The sequence below is a fragment of the Chitinophaga sp. CF118 genome, assembly GCF_900112615.1.
GTDB lineage: Bacteria > Bacteroidota > Bacteroidia > Chitinophagales > Chitinophagaceae > Chitinophaga.
Genome location: NZ_FOMK01000005.1, coordinates 43276 through 65132 on the forward strand (window position 1 = coordinate 43276; position 21857 = coordinate 65132).

18 protein-coding genes are annotated in these 21857 nt (G+C 42.5%); 15 read left to right on the forward strand and 3 right to left on the reverse strand.

Annotation, left to right across the window (positions count from 1 at the left end; translation table 11 throughout):
* Positions 1-162: 162 nt before the first annotated feature.
* The 3 genes from BM176_RS20385 to BM176_RS20395 all read right to left on the reverse strand — a co-directional run bounded on the left by BM176_RS20385 (position 163) and on the right by BM176_RS20395 (position 6513).
* Positions 163-2604 (reverse strand): TonB-dependent receptor, encoded by a 2442-nt coding sequence (locus BM176_RS20385; protein WP_218162252.1) that lies wholly within the window; start codon positions 2602-2604, stop codon positions 163-165.
* A gap of 296 nt (positions 2605-2900) precedes the next feature.
* Entirely contained in the window at positions 2901-4637 is a 1737-nt protein-coding gene (locus BM176_RS20390; protein WP_090106186.1) for an N-acetylmuramoyl-L-alanine amidase, read from the reverse strand.
* An 82-nt stretch (positions 4638-4719) separates the two neighbouring features.
* Positions 4720-6513: an acyl-CoA dehydrogenase family protein gene (locus tag BM176_RS20395; protein ID WP_090106187.1), complete on the reverse strand. Its 1794-nt coding sequence runs from the start codon at positions 6511-6513 to the stop codon at positions 4720-4722.
* 44 nt (positions 6514-6557) lie between these two features.
* On the opposite strand from BM176_RS20395, the gene BM176_RS20400 reads away from it, so the two are divergent.
* The 15 genes from BM176_RS20400 to BM176_RS20470 all read left to right on the forward strand — a co-directional run bounded on the left by BM176_RS20400 (position 6558) and on the right by BM176_RS20470 (position 21784).
* Positions 6558-7388 carry an alpha/beta fold hydrolase gene (locus BM176_RS20400; RefSeq protein WP_090106188.1) on the forward strand — a complete coding sequence of 277 codons (831 nt, stop codon included), beginning with the start codon at positions 6558-6560 and terminating at the stop codon, positions 7386-7388.
* 28 nt (positions 7389-7416) lie between these two features.
* The gene (locus BM176_RS20405) at positions 7417-8559 is read left to right on the forward strand and encodes a glycosyltransferase (protein ID WP_090106189.1); all 1143 of its coding nucleotides are present in this window, start codon (positions 7417-7419) and stop codon (positions 8557-8559) included.
* A 3-nt stretch (positions 8560-8562) separates the two neighbouring features.
* Positions 8563-9672: an ABC transporter permease gene (locus BM176_RS20410; RefSeq protein WP_090106190.1), complete on the forward strand. Its 1110-nt coding sequence runs from the start codon at positions 8563-8565 to the stop codon at positions 9670-9672.
* A 56-nt stretch (positions 9673-9728) separates the two neighbouring features.
* Positions 9729-10151, forward strand: coding sequence for a hypothetical protein (locus BM176_RS20415; RefSeq protein WP_090106191.1), 423 nt, complete (start codon positions 9729-9731; stop codon positions 10149-10151).
* Between the two features lie 165 nt (positions 10152-10316).
* Entirely contained in the window at positions 10317-11408 is a 1092-nt protein-coding gene (locus tag BM176_RS20420; protein WP_090106192.1) for a glycosyltransferase family 4 protein, read from the forward strand.
* Between the two features lie 86 nt (positions 11409-11494).
* Complete coding sequence (gene gldC, locus BM176_RS20425; protein ID WP_090106193.1) at positions 11495-11845, forward strand: gliding motility protein GldC; 351 nt, start codon at positions 11495-11497, stop codon at positions 11843-11845.
* Positions 11846-11878: 33 nt separating this feature from the next.
* Positions 11879-12331: a GatB/YqeY domain-containing protein gene (locus BM176_RS20430; protein ID WP_090106194.1), complete on the forward strand. Its 453-nt coding sequence runs from the start codon at positions 11879-11881 to the stop codon at positions 12329-12331.
* A 50-nt stretch (positions 12332-12381) separates the two neighbouring features.
* Positions 12382-12924, forward strand: coding sequence for a CvpA family protein (locus tag BM176_RS20435; protein WP_090106195.1), 543 nt, complete (start codon positions 12382-12384; stop codon positions 12922-12924).
* A 71-nt stretch (positions 12925-12995) separates the two neighbouring features.
* Positions 12996-13760 carry an alpha/beta fold hydrolase gene (locus BM176_RS20440; protein ID WP_090106196.1) on the forward strand — a complete coding sequence of 255 codons (765 nt, stop codon included), beginning with the start codon at positions 12996-12998 and terminating at the stop codon, positions 13758-13760.
* Positions 13761-13950: 190 nt separating this feature from the next.
* Entirely contained in the window at positions 13951-14613 is a 663-nt protein-coding gene (locus BM176_RS20445; protein ID WP_090106197.1) for a CBS domain-containing protein, read from the forward strand.
* A gap of 83 nt (positions 14614-14696) precedes the next feature.
* Entirely contained in the window at positions 14697-16133 is a 1437-nt protein-coding gene (locus BM176_RS20450; RefSeq protein WP_177230468.1) for a BamA/TamA family outer membrane protein, read from the forward strand.
* 18 nt (positions 16134-16151) lie between these two features.
* Positions 16152-17039 carry an NAD kinase gene (locus BM176_RS20455; protein WP_090106199.1) on the forward strand — a complete coding sequence of 296 codons (888 nt, stop codon included), beginning with the start codon at positions 16152-16154 and terminating at the stop codon, positions 17037-17039.
* A gap of 178 nt (positions 17040-17217) precedes the next feature.
* Positions 17218-18084, forward strand: a complete 867-nt coding sequence (locus BM176_RS20460) for a type IX secretion system protein PorG (RefSeq protein WP_090106200.1) — start codon at positions 17218-17220, stop codon at positions 18082-18084.
* A gap of 231 nt (positions 18085-18315) precedes the next feature.
* Positions 18316-19077: an isoprenyl transferase gene (locus tag BM176_RS20465; RefSeq protein ID WP_090106201.1), complete on the forward strand. Its 762-nt coding sequence runs from the start codon at positions 18316-18318 to the stop codon at positions 19075-19077.
* The gene (locus tag BM176_RS20470) at positions 19058-21784 is read left to right on the forward strand and encodes a BamA/OMP85 family outer membrane protein (RefSeq protein WP_090106202.1); all 2727 of its coding nucleotides are present in this window, start codon (positions 19058-19060) and stop codon (positions 21782-21784) included. Before BM176_RS20465 ends, BM176_RS20470 begins: the two co-directional genes overlap by 20 nt.
* The last annotated feature ends 73 nt before the right edge of the window (positions 21785-21857 follow it).

Genomic DNA, 21857 nt, shown 5'->3' on the forward strand with positions numbered 1-21857 from the left:
GGTATTGCGTATAACTACAGGTTATTGCTCATAACCAGAAGTGATGGCCGGTGTTATTTAAAAGGGCACAACATTAAACCACGGTTTAAACAACAAAAGCGCCCTTTGAGGCGCTTTTGTTGTTTAAGAGATACTCTCTTTCTTTTTATTAGTTGGTTATGGTTAGAATTTAAATGCAACACTACCGGCAAAGCTTCTTAATGACTGTGGAATCATGGAAGACCATCCTACCCAATATTTCTTATTGGTCAGGTTATCCAGTTTAGCACCGATTCTGAATTTAGGCGTATCGTAAGAGATACTTGCATTGAGAACAGTGAATGCAGGCAGAATAAATACACCTGCAAAATCGCTGTTCGCTATCTTATTATCACTGGCGTAGTTACCACCTGCACCGAATGTAAGCCCCTTCAATGCACCCTGTGACAAACGATAGCTTAACCAAAGGTTAGCTGCTATTGGAGAGTTAGCTGTGGATGGACGACGTCCCTGGTCTGTATTAGATTTCTCTAATTTAGAATCATTGTAAGCAAACCCGGCTACTACACTAAACCCCTGAAAAGGATTGGCAATCACCTGTGCTTCAAAACCACTACTTACCTGTGTTCCATCCTGAAGCTGGTTATTGGCAGTGATAGGGTTTGGATTTGCTCCGGTGTAAGCACGAACGATGTCTTTTACTTTAATGTTATAATAACTCAGGGTACTACTCAGCCTTCCTTCAAAGAGATCCATTTTAACACCACCTTCCATCTGATTAGCCTGTTCTGGTTTTAATCTTTCATTGTCATAATTGTAACCATCTTTGTTTGTAAAACCGTTCTGGTAGTTACCAAACAGGGACAGTTTATCTTTCAGCAACTGGTATACGATACCAAACTTTGGAGAAAATGCAGTCTGCGTATAACCACCGGAATACTTCCCGGTTGTAGGGCTGTAATTCCCCTTGTTGTCAAAATTATCGATACGCAGGGCTGCCTGTACCAGCAGGTTATCTGTGATGTTCAGCACATCTGAAATATAGGCGCTGTAAGTATATCTTTTGTATTCGTAAGGATAGCTGGAATAGGCTCCTGATGCATATACAGCATCTAAATTTCTGCGGTTAAAAGCTTCGTAATTTGGGATAGTACCGTAAGAAGGGATCATATCAAAACCAGCATCATTAAAGTTCTGATCGGAGTTCAGGTAAAACAGATCCAGTCCGCCTACAAAGCGGTTTCTCATGTTACCTAATTTAAAATCTCCGATGAAATTCTGCTGCACTTCCAGTATGCTTATCGTACCGTTATTGGTTGACTGATCCCGGCGTGCCAGAGAATCACCAGCCATCAGATAAAAGTAGACACCTGCTCCGTCAGAAAAACTATTTGTATTAGACATTACGGTCTGGGAGGTCCACTGGTCAGAAATTTTATAATTCATCGAAGCGAAGAAGTTCATGTTTCTGGATACCTGTGTAAGATCTTTATTGAAGTAAGAGCGGGTATAATCAAGCTTTAGTTCATCTGCTCTGTCAGTACCCAATATATCCTTTATATTTCCTGAAAAAGGCAAGAAGAAAAATGGTGATCCGGCTCCTTTAATGAAATAAAACTCAGCATCAAACTGGAATGATAACCTCTCAGTTGCTTTATAAGAAATGCTTGGAGAAAAGGCCAGTGCTTTACTAAAACCATTATCAGTGAAGCTACCCTGGTCAGTATAAGCAGTGTTCAAACGGAATAACAACGTCTTTGCAGAATCCAGCGGGGTATTGATATCCGCAGAGAAACGGTTGTAAGAATAACTACCTCCTGTATAAGAAATTTCACCACCAAGATGATCATAAGGTTTTTTAGTAATCCTGTTAATCAATCCACCATAAGAAGTTAAGGTGCTTCCAAAGAGTGTAGCAGAAGGTCCTTTAATCACTTCTATACTTTCTATATTAGATGCATCTGTTGTGGAAGTTACATTACCAGCCACACCATTGCGGAGCTGACTCTGTACTGTAAAACCACGGGAACTGAAGTAAGAACCACCATCACCGCTACGGCCGGTTGCATCCCATAGTTTGGTAATACCAGGCGCGTTTCTCATGGCATCATCCACAGAGTAAATCATCTGCTGTGCTATCAGGTCTTTAGTGATGGTAGAATATACCTGTGGGTTTTCCATGTTCTGTAAAGGCAATTTAGATACATACTGGCTGGATCTTTTTACCAGTTTGTTCTGGTTTCCTGTTACCACAATCTCATTCAGCTGTTTACTGGAAACATCCAGCTGGAAGCTTACATTAACCGTTTTAGCACTTTCTACTAAAATATCTTTTACCACGTCGTTATAACCTGTTAAGGATACTACTATCTGATAACTGCCCGGCTGGATATTGCGGAAAGTAAAGGAACCTGAACCATCTGTAGAAGTGACATGTGAGGTGCCCTGTAAGATAACAGCCACATCTGCGGCGGGTTTGCCATCAGAGGTAACTACTTTACCCTTGATAATACCATTGTTATCTTCGTCTATGTCTCTTGCTATAGTTGTAGTGCAAAAAGAAATTAATAAACTGAATATTAGAATTACTGATTGCATAAATTGACGTAGATCTTTCCTTATCATGAGCTCTGTTTTTGCGTGCCGCAAAATTGAGACTAAGTAATAAAGAGTTGGGATCGTATCAGGAAATCTTTTTACGCAATAAGGAAATATTGTGTGAACAAGTGTGCTATAACAAGCACTCTAAACAGGTAGTAAACGGGACCTAAACAGGAGGTAAACAGGTGTTTGTTCGCTAAATACCTGTTTACCTCCTGTTTAGGTCCCGTTTACTACCTGTTTATTATGTATCTACAACAAAAAGCTTCCGGGACATAAGTACCTTATGTCCTAATGGCTTCATCCAAAAGAATCGGGGGTTATTTACCTGCCTGTTGTAAGAAATCTTTCAATCCAAGAATGATTTTATCTACCATCTGCTGCCGGAAGTTTTCGTCAAGCACATGCATTTCATCTTCAGGATTACTCAGAAACAGAGTTTCTATCAGCGCATTTGGAAATTCCGTAGCCTGATTCAGTATAAAGTTGAAGTTGGCATTGTTTCCGAAATCAGCAAGACCGGTTTCCATCATGCGTTGATGAATAAAGTGATTGAGTGGCTGGCAGAAAGGGTATTTATAATAATTAGCAGTGCCTTTTACATCTACAGGGTTTACGGATGAGTTCAGGTGAATGCTTAGCAATAAGTCTGGATTTTCCTGCCGGTAATAGTCCAGTCTATCTTCATTTGCTACAAATTTATCCGCGGTGCGTGTAGTCAGCACATGTACCCCTTCTTTTTCAAGTGCTTCTTTGAGCAGGAGTGTAATGGAGAGGGTTAATTGTTTTTCATATAAGCCCATTGCCCCAAGAGCCCCTACATTAGTACCGCCATGACCGGCATCCAGTCCTATGGTAAGATCTTTCAGTTGCAGGCTGGCAGGAGGGCGTTTGATCCTGATGGTGAGCCGGGTGCTATCATAATAGAGTTGATAACCCCAGGGTTGACCGTGAGAGAGAGAAATGATCATGCGGAAAATATCTGGCTGCAGCTGTTGCCAGTTTACCCCACTAATCTCCGGTGTACTTTGCATTTCCGGGATAAAGGCAGACGGATCTGAATAAGCCCCATGAATATCGACAACTATTTTACCAGGATTTATTTGTTGAGTAGTGAGATAAGGCAGCTTTTCGGACAAGCCAACAGATACATAATCGTACTGCTGATCGCTCCATACTTTAGCTTCATTCACAATGCTTAGCGGGATGGCATCCGCCAGTGTTGCAGTATCTACAAATGCTTCGGGAATGTAAGCGTAATTCCCCCTGCTCAGTTTTACTTTATAATAATCGTCTTGTCTGCCGGTAATGTGCAGCAATATATCTTTATCCAGGTAACCTGCTTTTTCCGGTCCCAGGCGATCTCCTTCCGGAGAAACGGTGAGATAGGTCAGGTTATCAATGGTCCGCCCCGTCAGCATTTGATTCAGCAGGGAAGTATAACGATTGGCCGATTGAAATACAGTAGTGTTGCCGGTATTATCTTTCAGGAAGATGTTCAGCTTTTCATTCAGTAAGGAGTCTGTCGGCTTCATCACATAAATGCCTTCATAGAAACCCGCTACTCCACCGCTTTGGGAAACTGGTAATTCCTTTAGGGGAGTATTGTTGATCCAGGTAGCCTGACAGCCGGGGAATCCTTTCATTTTAATACGCAGTGTATCGCCGGCAATCATTTGCAGGTCGCCTTTAGGAGTAATGGTTGCGTATTCTATTCTGAAAGTATTGGTCGCTTGTACAGGTGGAGGGGGATTGAAATAATAATTGATGGTGCGGCTGATTTTTTTTCCGGCTGGGTCTGTCACAGTCAGCGTCAATGCGGTGTTTCCAGGTTGAAGATCGCGCTTCAATGCAAATACCCCTGTGGGATATACGTAGATGTTATCGTTATTCAATAACACTTTGCAGCGCGGACAGGTACGCCCTACCAGGTATTGCCTGGCGCTGCTGGTATTGATTTCCGTTTTTACCGGTTGGTGCATTTTTAATAATGCCTGTGCATGCAGCTGTGTTCCGGCAGAGATGCTTAGTAACAGTAGTAGTAATGATCGCCTCATAATCCTTGTCCTAAGGCAAATAAACGAAAAAATGCCATCCGTTGTTATAGGGATGGCATTTTTAACAGGATAGAAAATTATTTTACCAGATATATTTATTCTCAGCGATCAATTTATCAGCAATACGTCTGCGGGCATCTTTAGTATTAAAAGGAGCTGTTTTTGTAAAGCGTTTGATCCCCAGAAGCATCATGCGTTGTTCATCACCTTCTGCAAATGAGTTGATGGCATCTTTACCATATTTGTTGATCCGGTCTGCCGCATCGGCAAGATAAACACGTACTATGTCTGCCTGCAATGCATTGGCGCTTTCACCTTCAAGTGCTGTTCTTTTCAGCAGGCGAAGTAAGGAGCTTTCGGCCACAAATGTTTCAATAGCCATGTCGGCAATGTTCATCAGCAATTCCTGTTCGGTATCCAGTTTGGTCATCAGCTTTTGTACGGCAGCACCAGCTACCAGCAGGATGGCTTTCTTCAGGTTATTCACCAGTTTCTTCTCTTCGCTGAAAAGAGATTCATCGTCACTACCAAAATCCGGAATGCTCATGAGTTCCTTCATTACATTCATGGCAGGCGCCATGAGGTCCAGTTTACCTTTCATGGCACGTTTCAGGGTCATGTCCAGTATAAGGAGTCGGTTAATCTCATTGGTGCCTTCAAAGATGCGGTTGATGCGGCTGTCGCGATATGCTTTGGAAATAACATATTCATCACTGAAGCCATTACCACCGTGGATCTGTACACCTTCGTCCACCACATAATCCAGCACTTCAGAACCGTTTACTTTCAGAATGGCACATTCAACTGCGTACTCTTCTGCAGCACCGAGAACCGCTTCGCTAAATGGTTTACCGGCAGCTACCAGTTCTTTTTCTTTTTCATCTATTAACTGAGCAGTACGATAAAGAGAGGATTCGCATGTCCAGGTACGGATGGCAATTTCTGCCAGTTTATGTTTGATAGCCCCAAAGTTGGCGATGGGTTGTTTAAACTGTTCACGGGTAGTGGCATACTGGATTGCAATGTTGGCTACTTTTTTAGAAGCTCCCAATGCAGCCGCACATAATTTCAACCGGCCGATGTTCAGGATGTTAAAGGCTATCAGATGGCCTTTACCTATTTCGCCCAGTACATTTTCTGCGGGTACCTGTGCATCCTGGAAGTAGATCTGCCTGGTAGAAGATCCTTTGATCCCCATTTTGTGCTCTTCCTGGCCGAGTGTAAACCCGGGAGTACCCTTGTCTACTATAAAGGCAGTGAATTTATCACCATCAATTTTAGCAAAAACAGTGAATACATCAGCAAAGCCGGAATTGGTGATCCAGCATTTTTGTCCGTTGAGCAGGTAGTATTTACCATCGGCAGAAAGTTTGGCGGTAGTTTTAGCACTCAGCGCATCTGATCCTGAGTTGGGCTCGGTGAGGGCGTAAGCGCCTTTCATTTCTCCGCTGCCCAGGGCCGGGATATATTTTTGCTTTTGAGCTTCTGTACCGAAATACAATATGGGAAGAGAACCAATACCGGTATGTGCAGCCATGGCTACAGAAAAGGAGTGCCCCGCTCCAAGAGATTCGTTAATCAGGGTTGCTGTAACGAAGTCTTTGCCAAGCCCACCGTATTCTTCCGGAAATGCAGCCCCCAGGAGGCCCTGTTCACCGGCTTTTTCCAGCAGGGAGGGCATTAAACCTTCTTCCAGCTTATCTATCCGTTCAAGTATAGGCGTCACTTCCTTGTTAATGAACTGTTCTGCCATCTCCTTGATCATCAGTTGCTCTTCTGTAAAATCTTCAGGGGTAAATACCTCATTTGCAGCGCTTTCTTTAACAAGAAATTCGGCGCCTTTCAAAGCGGGTTTATTATCAACGGTTGCGTCCATCGTGAAATTTTTAGTCTTATTGTAATTTACTTAGTTTAGGCCAAATGGCAAAAGTTGATACTTTTGCAGAGATGTCTTCATTCTTTCTGACATATCAGAATAGTCTTTTTCACGGCACCTGCGAAGGTGAGGGAGAAGAATTGCTCATTTGTCTGCATGGCTTCGGGGAACAGGTAACCGGTTTTGGGCGGCTTTCGCGTACGCTGGGGAGTATCTTTACACTGGTGGCACTAGACATGCCCCTGCATGGACAAACGTCCTGGAATGAGCCACGGCCATTTACAAAGGAAGATATGCAGGCCATTATCCGGCTGGTGCTGGAAAGGCAACAAAAGAAATCCTTTTCACTGATGGGGTATAGCATGGGCGGACGGGTAGCATTATGCGTGCTGGAAGATATGGCCCCGCAGATTTTAAATCTTTACCTGTTGGCACCGGACGGACTTAAAAATAATCCCTGGCATATGTTTGTAACGCAAACCGCTATCGGGAACAGGTTATTTAAGCATGTCACATATCATCCGCAATTATTTTTCGGATTACTGAATACATGGCACCGTTTAAAATTTCTCAATGAAAGCATATATAAATTTGCGCTGAACAGCATGAATAAGCTGGAGAAAAGAGAATTGGTTTATACTGTATGGACCTGCATGCGTAAAATGATGCCGGATAAAAAGCTTTGCAGGCAATTGCTGGCGAAACATAAAATTTCTACGCTGCTGATATTTGGTAAATATGATCGTGTAATACCTCCTGTACTGGGAATACGTTTTATGGACAATACATTTCCCTGCAAAATGCTGGTGCTGGAAAAAGGACACCAGTTATTATCTGATGAATTGGGGGAAGCAATACTTGATAATTACGAATGATGTTGATTCGTGATTGTAAAAATTAACTATGTACTTTATTTTAATAATACTTTTTATTCCCGGGGTTGTTTATGGATTACTGATGCTGCGCTATGGTTCCGGATGGAAAAACCTGTTACCATTTACACCTGTGATACCGGTAAGTGGTAATACAAAAGTAACAGTGATAATTCCTGCAAGAGATGAAGAAGATAACCTGCCGGTATTGCTACAGGCATTGAAGGATCAGACTTATCCGGCGCATCTGTTTGAGGTAATTGTGATAGATGATTTTTCTGCCGATAATACAGCCACTGTTGTTACTGACTTTCCAGCATCTAATATAAAATTGCTGCAACTGAGCCGTTACCTGAGTGCAGAACAGCGGCTAAATTCCTATAAGAAAAAGGCGATTGAATTGGCGGTGGAACAGGCAACGGGAGATCTCATTATGACTACGGATGCTGACTGTGTAATGGGTCCTTTATGGATCAGTACAATGGTACAGTATTATGAAGCATACAGACCTAAATTTATTGCAGCCCCGGTAAGTTTCTACAAAGAAAATAACTTCTTTAAGAAATTACAATCGCTGGATTTTATGACGATGCAGGGCATTACTGGTGCGCTGGCAGCATTGAAATCCGGTACTATGTGTAATGGTGCTAACCTGGCTTATGAGCGGGAAGTATTTTATGAAGCAGGAGGATTTAAGGGGATAGATGATATAGCATCGGGAGATGATATGCTGCTGATGTTTAAGATTTATAAATTATATCCTCACGGAGTATTATACCTCAAAAATGAAGATGTGATTGTGCGTACACTGCCAGTAGATACCTTTAACGGATTCATGCATCAGCGTATCCGCTGGTCGTCTAAAGCAGATAAGTATGATGATAAACGGCTTACCTGGGTGCTCGCATTGGTTTATTTCTGGAATGTAGCATTGTTGTTTATGACAATTGTGGCATTGGTATTACCTGCATATCGTCCGTGGTTGCTGATCTTCCTGTTGTATAAAGTAACCGTAGAATATTATTTTCTGATACCGGTGGCCCGGTTTTTCCATAAAACAAATCTGTTATTCTGGTTTATTCCCGGGCAGTTATTTCATATTCCTTACATTGTAGTAGCTGGGTGGCTTGGAAAGTTTGGTTCTTACCAGTGGAAAGGAAGAAAAGTAAAATAACACATGATCAGATCTTCTTTTAGTCGCCAGGCATGGAAAAGGCTGCGGCGTAATAAAGGTGCAGCAGGCGGAATGCTGTTAATAGGGGTGGCTGTGATAGTAAGCATTATTGCTTACCTGGTATCGCCGGATGGCACACCATATGCGAACAGGATGATGCTGGAAATAGGCGGGCAGCGCCCGGGTTTCAGCATAGATCTGCTTGCATTGCCCAAAGAGCGGCCTGTGGTAAAAGTAAGTCTGTGGCAGCGGTTGCTGAACGGGCAGGAAGATGATGTTACTTATATCCCCCTTCGCAGCTGGCATATTTCCGGAAATAACATCGTAATAGAACGGTACATCGATGAGGAAAATACGCTGGAGGAACAATATAGCCTGAACCGGATAATAAAGGGAGCCAGGGGAAATGCGCGTGAACTGATTGCAAAACATATAATTCATCATACCTGCTGGCTGGGCACAGATAAATTTGGCCGTGATATTCTCAGCCGGTTGCTGATAGGTACCCGGGTAAGCCTGAGTGTAGGTTGTATTGCTGTTATTATATCGTTAAGTATTGGGGTAGTGCTGGGAGCTGTAGCCGGTTATTTCCGTGGCCGTACGGATGATATGGTAATGTGGCTGGTAAATGTGATATGGTCTGTGCCTACCTTATTGCTGGTATTTGCCATCACATTAGCCCTGGGCAAAGGTTTCTGGCAGGTATTTATAGCAGTGGGACTTACTATGTGGGTGAATGTAGCCCGTATTATCAGGGGGCAGGTAATGAGCCTGAGGGAGTTACCGTTCATAGAAGCCACGAGGGCACTGGGTTTTGGTCACATCCGTACTATTGTAAAGCATATCTTACCCAATATTATGGGACCGGTAATGGTAGTCGCGGCAGGTAATTTTGCCACAGCCATTGTGGTGGAAGCTGGTCTCAGCTTCCTGGGAGTAGGCGTACAGCCCCCACAGCCTTCCTGGGGGCTGATGATCAAGGAGAACTATAATTTCATCATCACCCATAATCCATTATTGGCCCTTGCCCCTGGTGTGGCTATTATGTTAATGGTGCTGGCCTTTAACCTGTTAGGCAATGGATTGAGAGATGCAATGGATGTGCGGCAGTAAATGCTTGCTTCGCATTAAAAAAACTCTTAATTTTACTTGATCCTATATTTACAATTATGCCCTTGAAAACATATCTTTTACCTGTTCTGGCCTTGTTACTTACATTTACGGCCTGCAAGAAGAAAAACTCAAATGGTGATCCTGCTCCACAGGAAGAGGGCCTGGTGATTTCCCTTGAAAATGTAACTGAGGGTGCTTACACAGCTGCTCCTGGTTCTACTTACACATTTCAGGTTAAAGTTACTTCTGCCATGCCTTCAAAGGGTGTAACTGTAGATATAACTGCAATTACTGACCCGGGAGGGATTGTAATTCCCCAGAACCTGATTGCCCCTACCACAGATGGTACCATATCTATCAATCTTAGTGGTCTGAAACCCCTGCAGATTGTGAAGGTAACAGTGGTGATTACTTCTGCGGGCAAATCAAACAATGTGGTTACCAAGTCATTCTGGATTACGAATAAGGAACCGCAATAAGAAATTTTACATATATCTATTAAGCAGCCAGCCAGCTGTATATCAGAAGAGATTTAGTCATCCTTCGTTCATCCTTCGTTTTTAAACGGAGGATGAACGAAGGATGACTAAATCTCTTCTGAATTTCTTCCTAGCTTTGCATGCAGCAGAATAAGCAGGTAAATTATGCGTATAGGAGTGAATGCGAGTCCTATGTCCCTGGATACGACCGCGGATACAGGCAATATAGTTACAACACTTTTAACAGGGCTATGCCGGTTACACCCGGAACATACATTTATTTTCTTCTTTGATAAAAAACCGGTTTCCCTGGAATTGCCAGAGAATGTTTCCGTGGTGGTATTGCCCTTAAAAGGTTCCAAAGCCTGGCAACGTTATTTATGGCTGGAGTGGAAATTGCCCCGGGCAATGAAAGCACAGGGGATAGAATTGTTTCTGGGGATGGATGGTTTTTTGCCATTACGTAGTACTATTCCCGCAAATCTGTATATTCCTGATATGGGTTTTATGCATGGAGTAGCAGGTATGCGCCCTTCCATACAGCGGTCGCTTAAAAAAAATATGGTGAAATATATCCGGAAAGCGCAGCGGATACTGGTATTATCGCAAACAGTACAGGAAGATGTGATAACCTATGCTCCGGAAGCGGCATCCCGTATACAGAAGATATCACCTGGCATTCATAAAAGCTATAAGCCACTTGAATGGGATGAAAGAGAGGATGTGAAAAGGGAATTTGCCGGTGGAGTAGAATATTTTATAGCAGTGGGTAGTTTACATCCCCGTAATAATGTGTTGCCTTTGCTGAAAGCATTTTCTGCGCTGAAAAGAAGATTACATTCAAATATGAAACTGGTCCTGGCAGGTGCAGCTACTCCTGCCGGTGCTGATATTTCAGCATCGCTGGCCAGTTATAAATACAGAAATGATGTGGTGTGGCTGGAAGAAACAGATCAGGAAACTATGTCAAAGCTGGTGGCAGGTGCATATGCGTTGATTTATACTTCCCGTTTTGAAGGAATGGCGATGCCAGTGTATGCGGCCCTGCAATGCCAGGTGCCGGTAATTGCTCTGGATGGACTGGCCGCCAGGGAGGCCGGGGGAGATGCTGTATTATATACAGATCCGGATAGCCTGGGAGACCTGGCAGATAAAATGTGCCTGTTATATAAAGATGAACAATTACGCAGCCGGCAGCTGAGCAGGATTGCTGCCAGGGCATTGCCGGGTATTGAGACAGGCCCTTTAATCAGCTGATATTGGGAATATCCTATAGTTGCGGTAGACTAACATTGATCAATTAATACTAACTTTGCGTTTTCAAAAATATCGGAACAACATTTATGGCAAAATTATCTACCATACAGGTCCAGGTAGGACTGGACAACGACCGGGTACCGGAGAAGATAGAATGGCGTGCAACAGACAGTTCGGAAGCTGATCGTTACCAGCAGGCAAAGGCTATGCTGATCTCTTTCTGGGATGGTGCTGATAAAACTGCATTGCGTATAGATCTGTGGACAAAACAGATGATGGTGGATGAAATGGCTGATTTCTTTTACCAGACGATGATGACCATGGCAGACACTTACCAGCGGGCTACACCATACAAAGATCAGGCTGATGATCTGCGTGCTTTTGCAAAAGATTTCTACAAGAAATTTGAAGAAAAGCAGAAAGAAGAACAAAAATAGTCTTCACAGACATTGAAAGAAAAACAACCACTTATGTCATTAGAACTGAATATTAACGCAGCTATCAAAACTGCTATGCTTGCAAAAAGCGAAGCAGATTTGCGTGCACTGCGTGCTATTAAAGCAGCCATACTGATTGTTAAAACATCAGAAGGTGGTGGTGCAGAATTAACAGAGGCAGATGAAAGCAAGTTGCTCCAAAAGCTGGCTAAACAAAGAAAAGACTCTCTGGATATTTTCCGTCAGCAGAACAGGGAAGACCTTGCAAAGAAAGAAGAGGAAGAACTGGAAGTAATAGAAAGGTATCTGCCTAAGCAGATGGATGAAAGCGAATTAAGAACAGCTATTACCGCCATTATTGCATCTACCGGAGCCAGTTCTCCAGCTGATATGGGTAAAGTGATGGGCGTAGCTTCCAAACAACTGGCAGGTAAAGCTGATGGAAAAGCTATTTCTGCAGTGGTAAAAGAGCTGCTGGCCAAATAGAGCATAAAGAGTACTGGTAAAGCAAAGAGGCAGAGAATTTTTTTATATCTATGGGAATCGACATTGTTTTTGCCATTATCCTGGTCTTTGCTATCTATAAAGGATACAGCCGTGGTCTTATTGTAGCTGTATTTTCTTTTGTAGCAGTTACTTTAGGGATGGCAGCTGCATTAAAACTTACCACAGTCGCAGTATTGTATGCACAACAGCACTGGCAGATTCATACCCGTTGGTTACCGGTAATTTGTTTTATTGGTCTTTTTGTAGGAGTTGTTCTGCTGGTAAGGCTGGGGGCTACACTTGTGCAAACATTGGTAGAGCTGGCTATGATGGGCTGGTTAAACAAATTAGGCGGAATTATATTATATAGTGCTATATTTATCATTGCATATAGCGTCCTATTGTGGATCGCCAATCAACTATATTGGTTGAGCCCGGAAACCAAGATGCAATCCGTAGTATATCCCTACATAGAGCACCTGGGGCCTGCCGTGATGAATGGCTTAGGCAAAATAATTCCAATTTTTAAGGATATGTTTGCCGGTTTGCAATCCTTTTTTGATAATGCAGCAAAGGAAATGCAAGCTATTTAGCTAGATTCAAAGATTATTTGAATTAAGAAAAAGAATTATTTTAGCGCAAAATTGACTTTCAAGCTTTGGCAATGGTTTACGAAATTAAAACACAGGGAAAGTTTAAGTACGTAGAGGAAGGAGAGGGGGAGCCGTTAGTATTACTGCATGGATTATTTGGTGCATTGAGTAATTTTGGAGGATTGATAGAGTACTTTCGTCAGTTTAATAAGGTAGTGGTACCTATGTTGCCATTGTTTGACCTGAATATCCTGGATACTTCCGTATCCGGCCTGGCCAAATACGTACACAAGTTTATTGAGTCTCAGGGATATACCAACATACATTTACTTGGCAACTCATTGGGTGGCCATGTGGGAATGGTATACCTGCTAAAACATCCTGAAGCACCGGTAAAGTCTCTTACATTAACAGGTAGTTCCGGATTGTTTGAAAACGGTATGGGAGAAACTTATCCTAAAAGAGGAGATTATGACTATATCCGTAAAAAGACCGAGCTTACTTTTTATGATCCTGCAATGGCTACCAAAGAACTGGTAGATGAAGTGTTTGAGATTACTACTAACCGTTTAAAAGTTATCAAGATCATCACCTTAGCTAAATCTGCTATCAGGCATAACCTGGGAGAGGAACTAAGGGACATTACCATACCTACCCTGTTAGTATGGGGATTGAATGATACTGTTACTCCTCCAATGGTAGGTGAAGAGTTTAAGAAACTTATTCCTAATTCTGAACTGCATTTCATTGATAAGTGTGGACATGCTCCTATGATGGAACAACCAGAAGAGTTTAATAAGATCCTGCATGCCTTCATGGATAAACTGAAAAAATAGTGATAGCCCGCAGATAGGGATAATCCATCGATCAGTCTGGCATTTATTATACTACTGCCCGTACCTATATGTAACAAACCACTAATTCCTAACGTTACGTATATAAGTACAACGGCATGTCCATTCATAATTCTCAATTGACTGTTCGCGATACTTTTCCTATTATTGTATAACAATAGCGCAATCAAAAATGCTCGCACGTGATCTCATATCAACAGTAGTTCCTATTCTGCATCCACTGGATTCAGGATCAAGAGCGTTGCGCCTTATGAACGAATATCATCTTACCCAATTACCTATGGTACTCGAAAATAAGTACCTGGCATTAGTGGAAGAAGATGATATTATGGACCTGGACGACGCTGAGATTCACCTGGAGAATATGGAATATAATGGCTCTAAACCAGCTATTATGGAGAATGCACATTTTTATGAGGCGCTGAAACTATTCAATACTCTCAAATTATCTGCCCTTCCGGTAATCACTCAGGAGAACGAATACCTGGGAGTGCTCACAAAAGATAACTTGCTGGGTGTACTGGGACAGTATAATGGAGTGAAAGAGCATGGTGGTATCCTGGCTCTGGATATGGATCCAAGGGATTACAGCCTGAGTGAAATTGCGCGTATTGCGGAGTCGAATGATGTAACATTGCTTAGCGTAAATACTATCACTAACCCGGTTTCCGGCAGACTGGAAGTATTACTGAAAACAAACAGACAGGAGTTACAGGGATTGCTGGCTACTTTTGAACGTTTCAACTACGCTATCAAATACACTGTTACAGAAGAACAGGAGGAAGACCTGGTTAAAAAGAATTATGATCTGCTGATGAATTACATCAGCATGTAACAATAAAAGATAAACGAAAAAGCTTAATGCAGTACGCCATACGCGTTTTGCATTAAGCTTTTTTTGTTATTTTAATGCCCCATATGGCTTATAAAACGGGACTTATAAAGCAAATCTTTCTCTTCTGCATCATATACACCCTTTTCTTTTGTAAGGGATTTGCCCGCCAGTCACCACCGGCGGGAATTTCTTCCGTGTCGGATACTGCTTATATTATAGTAAGGAATGTGGTGATCCTGGGGAATAAAAAAACAAGGACCAATGTGATTCTGCGTGAACTGGGACTTGCTCCCGGCGATACCATCCACCTCCGTCATCTGGCAGAGACCCTGGAACAAAAACGCAAACAGCTGTTAAATACTTCCCTATTCCTGAATATTACCGTAAACGTAAAGAACTGGCAGGATAATAATGCAGACATTGTATTCGAGGTATGGGAGCGATGGTACACCTTTCCAATCCCCATCTTTAAACTGGCAGATCGTAATTTTAACCAGTGGTGGGTAGAACAGGGGCGTAGCCTGGACAGGGTAAACGTGGGTGTACGGTTGTTCCAGGATAATCTCACCGGGCGTAATGACGAAGTAAGGGCCGAGTTGCAGTACGGCTATACCCAACGGGTGGCACTTTCCTATGATTTGCCATATGTTGATAAATCTTTCCGGCATGGGATAGGCTTTATCTTTTCTTTTAGCCGGAATCGTGAAATCAACGACAGTACCGCTGAAAATAAGCAGCACTTCTACCGGCAGGATGAGTTTATCCGCCGGGTATACACTATGGGCGTCAGTTACAGCTACCGCAAGGCAATCAATACACGGCACCAGGTATTCCTTACATATAATTATGAAAAGGTTAATGATTCCGTTGCAATCTATAATCCCAATTATTTTGGAGGAGGACGAACTATGGTTCACTATCTGAACCTGCTTTACCGGATAAGTTATACCCGGGCAGACAGTTGGACTTATCCCTTAAAAGGTATTATGTTGCAGGCAGAGGCAGAGAAAATGGGATTAGGCGGACTGAGTGATATTGATCATGTGCGATTACGGCTAAGGGTAGCCAGATACTGGCAATTATTCTATAAAACATACGGAGCACTGGGATTAAGGTCGCAGGTAAAGTTCCCGGCCAATCAGCCCTATGTAGATCAGAAAGCAATTGGTTATCAGGACGATTATCTGAGGGGATTGGAATATAATGTAGTGGATGGCACCAGTTATTTTATTGTAAAATCTACTTTACGGAGAGAGATGCTGAATTTCAGGATGAAGCTGCCACTTGTGCCTAAGAAATTCAGTGCGCTTCCATTCCGGGTTATGGCCAAGATCTATGGGGATGCCGGGTATGCTTATAGTCAGCGGTATCGTTATGGATTGCTCAACAATCGTATTTTATATACTGGAGGTATAGGCTTCGACATAGTTTCCTTTTATGATTCCTGCCTGAGAATAGAGTATAGTATAAACCAGTTAGGGCAAAAAGGGCTATTTTTACACACTAAATTAGACATGTAGCTGAGTTAACGAGAGATTATGCAAATTGCCATATATAGCCGGGGTTTTGTTAAAGAGGATTTACCAATTATTCAACTGTTGCTGGATGAATTGCAACGGGAGGAGATTGACACTATTGTATATGAACCGTTCTGGCAAGCGCTGGAACCGAATATCCAATTTGGGAAGGTACCAGGTACTTTTGCACATGCAGAAGATCTGCATGGTAAGGCGGATATTCTGGTAAGCCTGGGTGGTGATGGTACACTGCTGGATACTGTATGTTATGTAAGAGATAAGAACATTCCGGTGCTGGGTATTAATTTCGGACGACTGGGGTTCCTTGCCAGTATAGGGAAAGGGGCAATTTATGCCGCTGTGCAGGCACTGAAACAGCGTACTTATATAGTAGATAAACGTTCCCTGTTGCATCTGGACTCCAATGTAGGGCTGTTTGGAGAAGTGCCTTATGCGCTGAATGACTTTACTATTCACAAGAAGGATACTTCTGCAATGGTTAAGATCCATACTTACCTGAACGGGGAATTCCTGAATACTTACTGGGCAGATGGGCTGATTGTTGCTACCCCTACCGGATCTACCGGATATTCTCTTAGTTGTGGCGGGCCTGTGGTATTTCCGGAAGCCGGCAGTTTTGTTATTACGCCGGTAGCCCCTCATAATCTGAATGTACGACCAATTATAGTCCCTAATAACAATATTATCTCATTCGAAGTGGAAGGCCGTAGTGACCAGTTTTTATGCACGCTGGATTCCAGGATGGAGACAATTGACAATACGGTACAACTGGCCATTAAAAAGGAAAGCTTCAGTCTGAGCCTGTTACGTCTCGATGATAGCAATTTTCTGCATACCTTGCGGAACAAGTTGTTATGGGGGGTAGATGCAAGAAATACGCTGAAATAGGATGCTTCTTTAGAAAATCCCTGCCAATGAGACAAAAAGAAATGCATTGCGGAATGCCATCTGCACATTTGAAAATTAGCATATTAGAAAAAAATATTACATTTGATTACTTTATTTAATACCAAAAGCGGGTATTATTGCGTTTAAAGGAATCATCGCGTTTAAGCAGAACGGATTTATGGGCAAAGCTTTCTTTTACTCCAAACGAATTATCACTTCTGGCCTCATCGCAGTAGGATCCCTATTCCTGATGCCTGCTTTTGCTCAGAATGAGCTATCGTATACCGGTGAATTAGGTATTTCGGTAGGAGCTGCACATTACTTTGGGGATCTTAACACCCGTGGAGCTATTAATGCCGCCAAGCCGGCCATCGGGATCTTTTACCGCAAATACATGAATGATTATATAGGGGTGAGGGTTCATGGCCGTTTTATGCAATTGGGTTATTCTGATGTTTATAATAAGAATGACTTCCAGCGGCGGCGTAACCTGAGTTTCAATACCAATGTATGGGAACTGGGACTTCAGGGCGACTTTAACTTCTTCCGGTTTGAACCAGGTTCTCTGGGTTACCGGTTTACACCATATTTTACGGGAGGGGCTTCTCTCTTTTACTTTAACCCCTACGCATACCTGAATGGTAAGAAATATAGTTTACAACCATTAGGCACTGAAGGACAGGGCACTGCCATGTTCCCATCCCGGAAACCTTACAGCCTGGTATCTACTGCGTATTTAGTGGGAGGCGGATTCAAATATAATTTATCAAGGAAGGTAAATGTAGGACTGGAGGTATTATACCGGTTCACAAATACAGATTACCTGGATGATGTAAGCACCACTTATGCCGGGTCTGCTTTATTTCCCCCAAATACAAATGGCACTAACACAGCAGCTTATCTTTTACAGGATCGTTCATATGCTACCGGCACCCCAATAGGAACACAGGGACGCCAGCGGGGTAACAGCAGAGATAAGGACCAGTTTGCCACCGTTGAGCTCACAATCAGCATTTTATTTACTACTTACAGATGTAAATTCTAGATTCGCAGGTAATAGATGCCTGTTGGCAGGATATTATGGGCAATTGGCCTATTTTATCAAAAAAATAAAACTTTATTTTTGGAGGAAACTGCCCACAGTAAAGGATTTCGCTGTTAAAACTACGTTAAAACCCCCCTTCGCCCTTTGCAGGGAAAGCCATATATCTATTTTTGTATCTTTGCACACTTTTACTTAAATCGGTTCGATACATATAATTTGCCGCAGATACACATGAGTTTGAAGGATAAATTAGACTTACAACGGTTACCGCGACATATTGCCATCATTATGGATGGGAATGGCCGTTGGGCTAAAGAACGTGGCCAGGACCGGCTTTTCGGTCATCATGAGGGGGTAGAAAGTGTCCGGAATATTACGGAAGCTTGTGCAGAATTGGGTATAGAGTATCTCACACTGTACGCATTTTCAACAGAAAACTGGGATCGTCCTGTTTATGAGGTTAACGGAATAATGGAGCTGCTGGTGAACACTATCCGCAATGAAGTTGCTACGTTATCAAAAAATAATATCAGATTGCATGTAATCGGAGACATGAACATGTTACCCGGGCAATGTAAAACTGAGATGGAAGAGGCTATGGCCTTAACCAGTCAGAATACAGGGCTGAACCTGGTAATGGCACTCAGCTATAGTGCCAGGTGGGAAATAGTGAATGCCGCAAAAAACATTGCACAGGATGTGAAAGACGGGAAGCTGGAACCAGAGGCGGTAACGCCGGAGATGTGGCAAAAATACCTGTGTACAACTACCCAGCCTGATCCTGAATTAATGATCAGAACAAGCGGCGAATGCAGAATCAGTAACTTTTTACTATACCAGTTGGCTTATGCGGAGCTATACTTTACAGATACCCGCTGGCCGGATTTCCGCAAAGAACACCTTTACGAAGCAATATTAAACTACCAGACCAGAGAACGGCGCTTTGGTAAAACAAGCGATCAAATACAGCAGAATGAAGAAATTATTTCCTAAGAGCCTACTGGCCATAGTATTATGTTGCAGTGCCGGCATTCGTGTATCCGCGCAGGAGCGGGATACGATACCTGCAGCAGACCAACCGGTGGGACTGAATTTACCATTGGGAAATGCACAACCGCAGCAGTATGAAATAGCTGATATTACGGTGTCAGGTACACAGTACCTCGATAAATCATTGCTTATATCTCTATCTGGCCTGAATGTAGGCGATAAGGTGGTATACCCCGGTGGAGATCAGTTTGCAAAAGCTATCCAGGCACTCTGGGGGCAGCATTTATTTGCAAACGTGGCCATTTATGTACTTAAGATAGAAGATGGTAAAATCTGGTTGGAAATAGACCTGATAGAACGTCCACGTCTTAACAACTTCATTTTCAGAGGGGTTAAAAAATCTGAAACAGAAGAACTGATCAAAAAAGCGTCCCTGCGTAAGGGTACTGTAGTAACTGAAGGTTTAAAACAGAATGCTACCAGTATCATCACCAAATATTATGCTGATAAGGGATATCGCAATGCAACAGTGAAAATCACTGAAAGATCTGATACCTCACAGGTAAATGCTGCTGACGTGGTATTTACTATCTCTAAAGGAGGCAAGGTAAAAGTGAATGATATCTACATTGTAGGTAATCAGAGTATCGGGGATTCGAAGATCAAGAAGAAAATGAAGGGTACAAAAGAACGTACCCGTTTTACTATTTACCCGGATTCAGAACCGGTGTATGTAGATTCTCTTGACCAGCCGGTTAATTACTGGTCTACTTTTGGCTTCCTGTATCCTTCCCGTACCGCAGAAGCACTGGATCCTTACTTCCGTTTTAAACTATTTACATCTGCCAAGTTCAATGAAGGCAAGTATATAGAAGATAAAGAAAAGGTGATCTCTTATTATAATACACAGGGTTTCCGTGATGCTGTGCTGGTAAGAGATACTACTTACAATTCCCGCAATGGTGGTGTGAATGTAAGTATGCAGATCAGTGAGGGTAAGAAATACTACTTTGGTAATATTACCTGGAAAGGTAATAGCCGTTATACAGATTCCCTGCTTAGTCGTGTACTGGGAATCAAAAAGGGAGATGTATACAATCAGGAAATTCTACAGAAACGTTTACTGTCTTCAGAAGGTGGCGACGTAGGTGGTTTGTACATGGATTATGGTTACCTGTTTTTCCGTGCAGACCCTGTAGAAATCGGGATCCGTGGAGATACCATCGATTATGAGGTGAGGATTTCTGAAGGACCGCAGGCTACTATTAAAGAAGTACGTATTGCCGGAAATGAAAAAACCAATGAACACGTAATCCGTCGTGAGCTGCGTACATTACCTGGTGAAAAATTCAGCCGTACGGATCTGATTCGTTCTAACCGTGAAATTGCCAATCTGGGTTTCTTTAACCCGGAGAAGATTGGTATGAACCCGGTGCCTAACGTTCAGGATGGTACAGTGGATATTGATTATACAGTAGAAGAAAAAGCGAACGACCAGTTGGAACTGTCTGCCGGTTGGGGTGGTTATATCGGTTTAACCGGTACCCTGGGGGTAACATTTAATAACTTCTCGCTCCGTAATATATTTAATAAGAAAACCTGGGATCCATTACCAAGTGGAGACGGTCAGAAATTATCTGTTCGTGTATCTTCCAATGGTAAAGCATACCGTTCTTATAACTTCTCTTTCACTGAGCCGTGGCTGGGTGGTAAAAAAAGAAACCAGTTCTCTGTAAGTTTCTATAACAGTTACCAGAACCCGTATGCTTATGCTCAGTTATATGGTACTGCCAGTTCTTCCAATGCATATTTCAAAGTATTGGGAGCTTCCGTTTCCCTGGGTAAGCAGTTGAAATGGCCTGATGACTATTTCACCCTTATTTACTCTGTGAACTATCAGCAGTACAAACTGAAGAACTACGATTACTTCAATATTGGTTTTGCAAACGGTACTTCCAATAACCTGAATCTGAAACTGACACTTTCCCGTTCTTCAGTAGATCAGCAGATCTTCCCAAGAAATGGTTCGAACTTCTTATTGTCCGGACAGTTCACACCTCCTTATTCCGTATTTAATCCAAGTAAGGATTATAAACTGGAATCAGTAGCTACCCAGTTTAATTTTATAGAATATCAGAAATACCGCTTTAATGCAGAATGGTATGTACCATTGAGCCGTCCTCGCGGAGCAGACAATAAAACGTTTGTATTGAAGGTAGCTGCTAAATTTGGTTACATTGGCCGTTATGATAATCGTACTACCTTATCTCCGTTTGGACGTTTTGAGTTGGGAGGTGATGGTCTGAGTAACTTTGCGATCTATGACCGTGATATCATTTCCCAGAGAGGCTATCCGGTATATTATACTTCCGATCCCAAGAATAACGTAGAAAACAGTCAGCCGGTTGGATACCAGGGCTTCACGATTTTCAACAAGTATATCATGGAGTTACGTTATCCATTCAGTCTGAATCCAAGTTCTACGATTTTCGGTCTGGCATTCCTGGAAGCAGCTAACGGTTACAGGGATGTACAGGATTACAATCCGTTCAGGTTACGTCGTTCAGCAGGTTTGGGTATGCGTTTTTACCTGCCTATGTTTGGATTGCTTGGATTTGACTATGGTATCGGGTTTGACCGTCTTAAACAAGGCAGCGGGCTGAAGGATGCAGCTAAATTCACCTTTATGCTGGGCTTTGAACCAGAATAATGATAGAATTAATTTTAAATTATATATTGCAAATTCGAATGTTTTTCAAGTTTGGCAGTATAATTTAAACTCA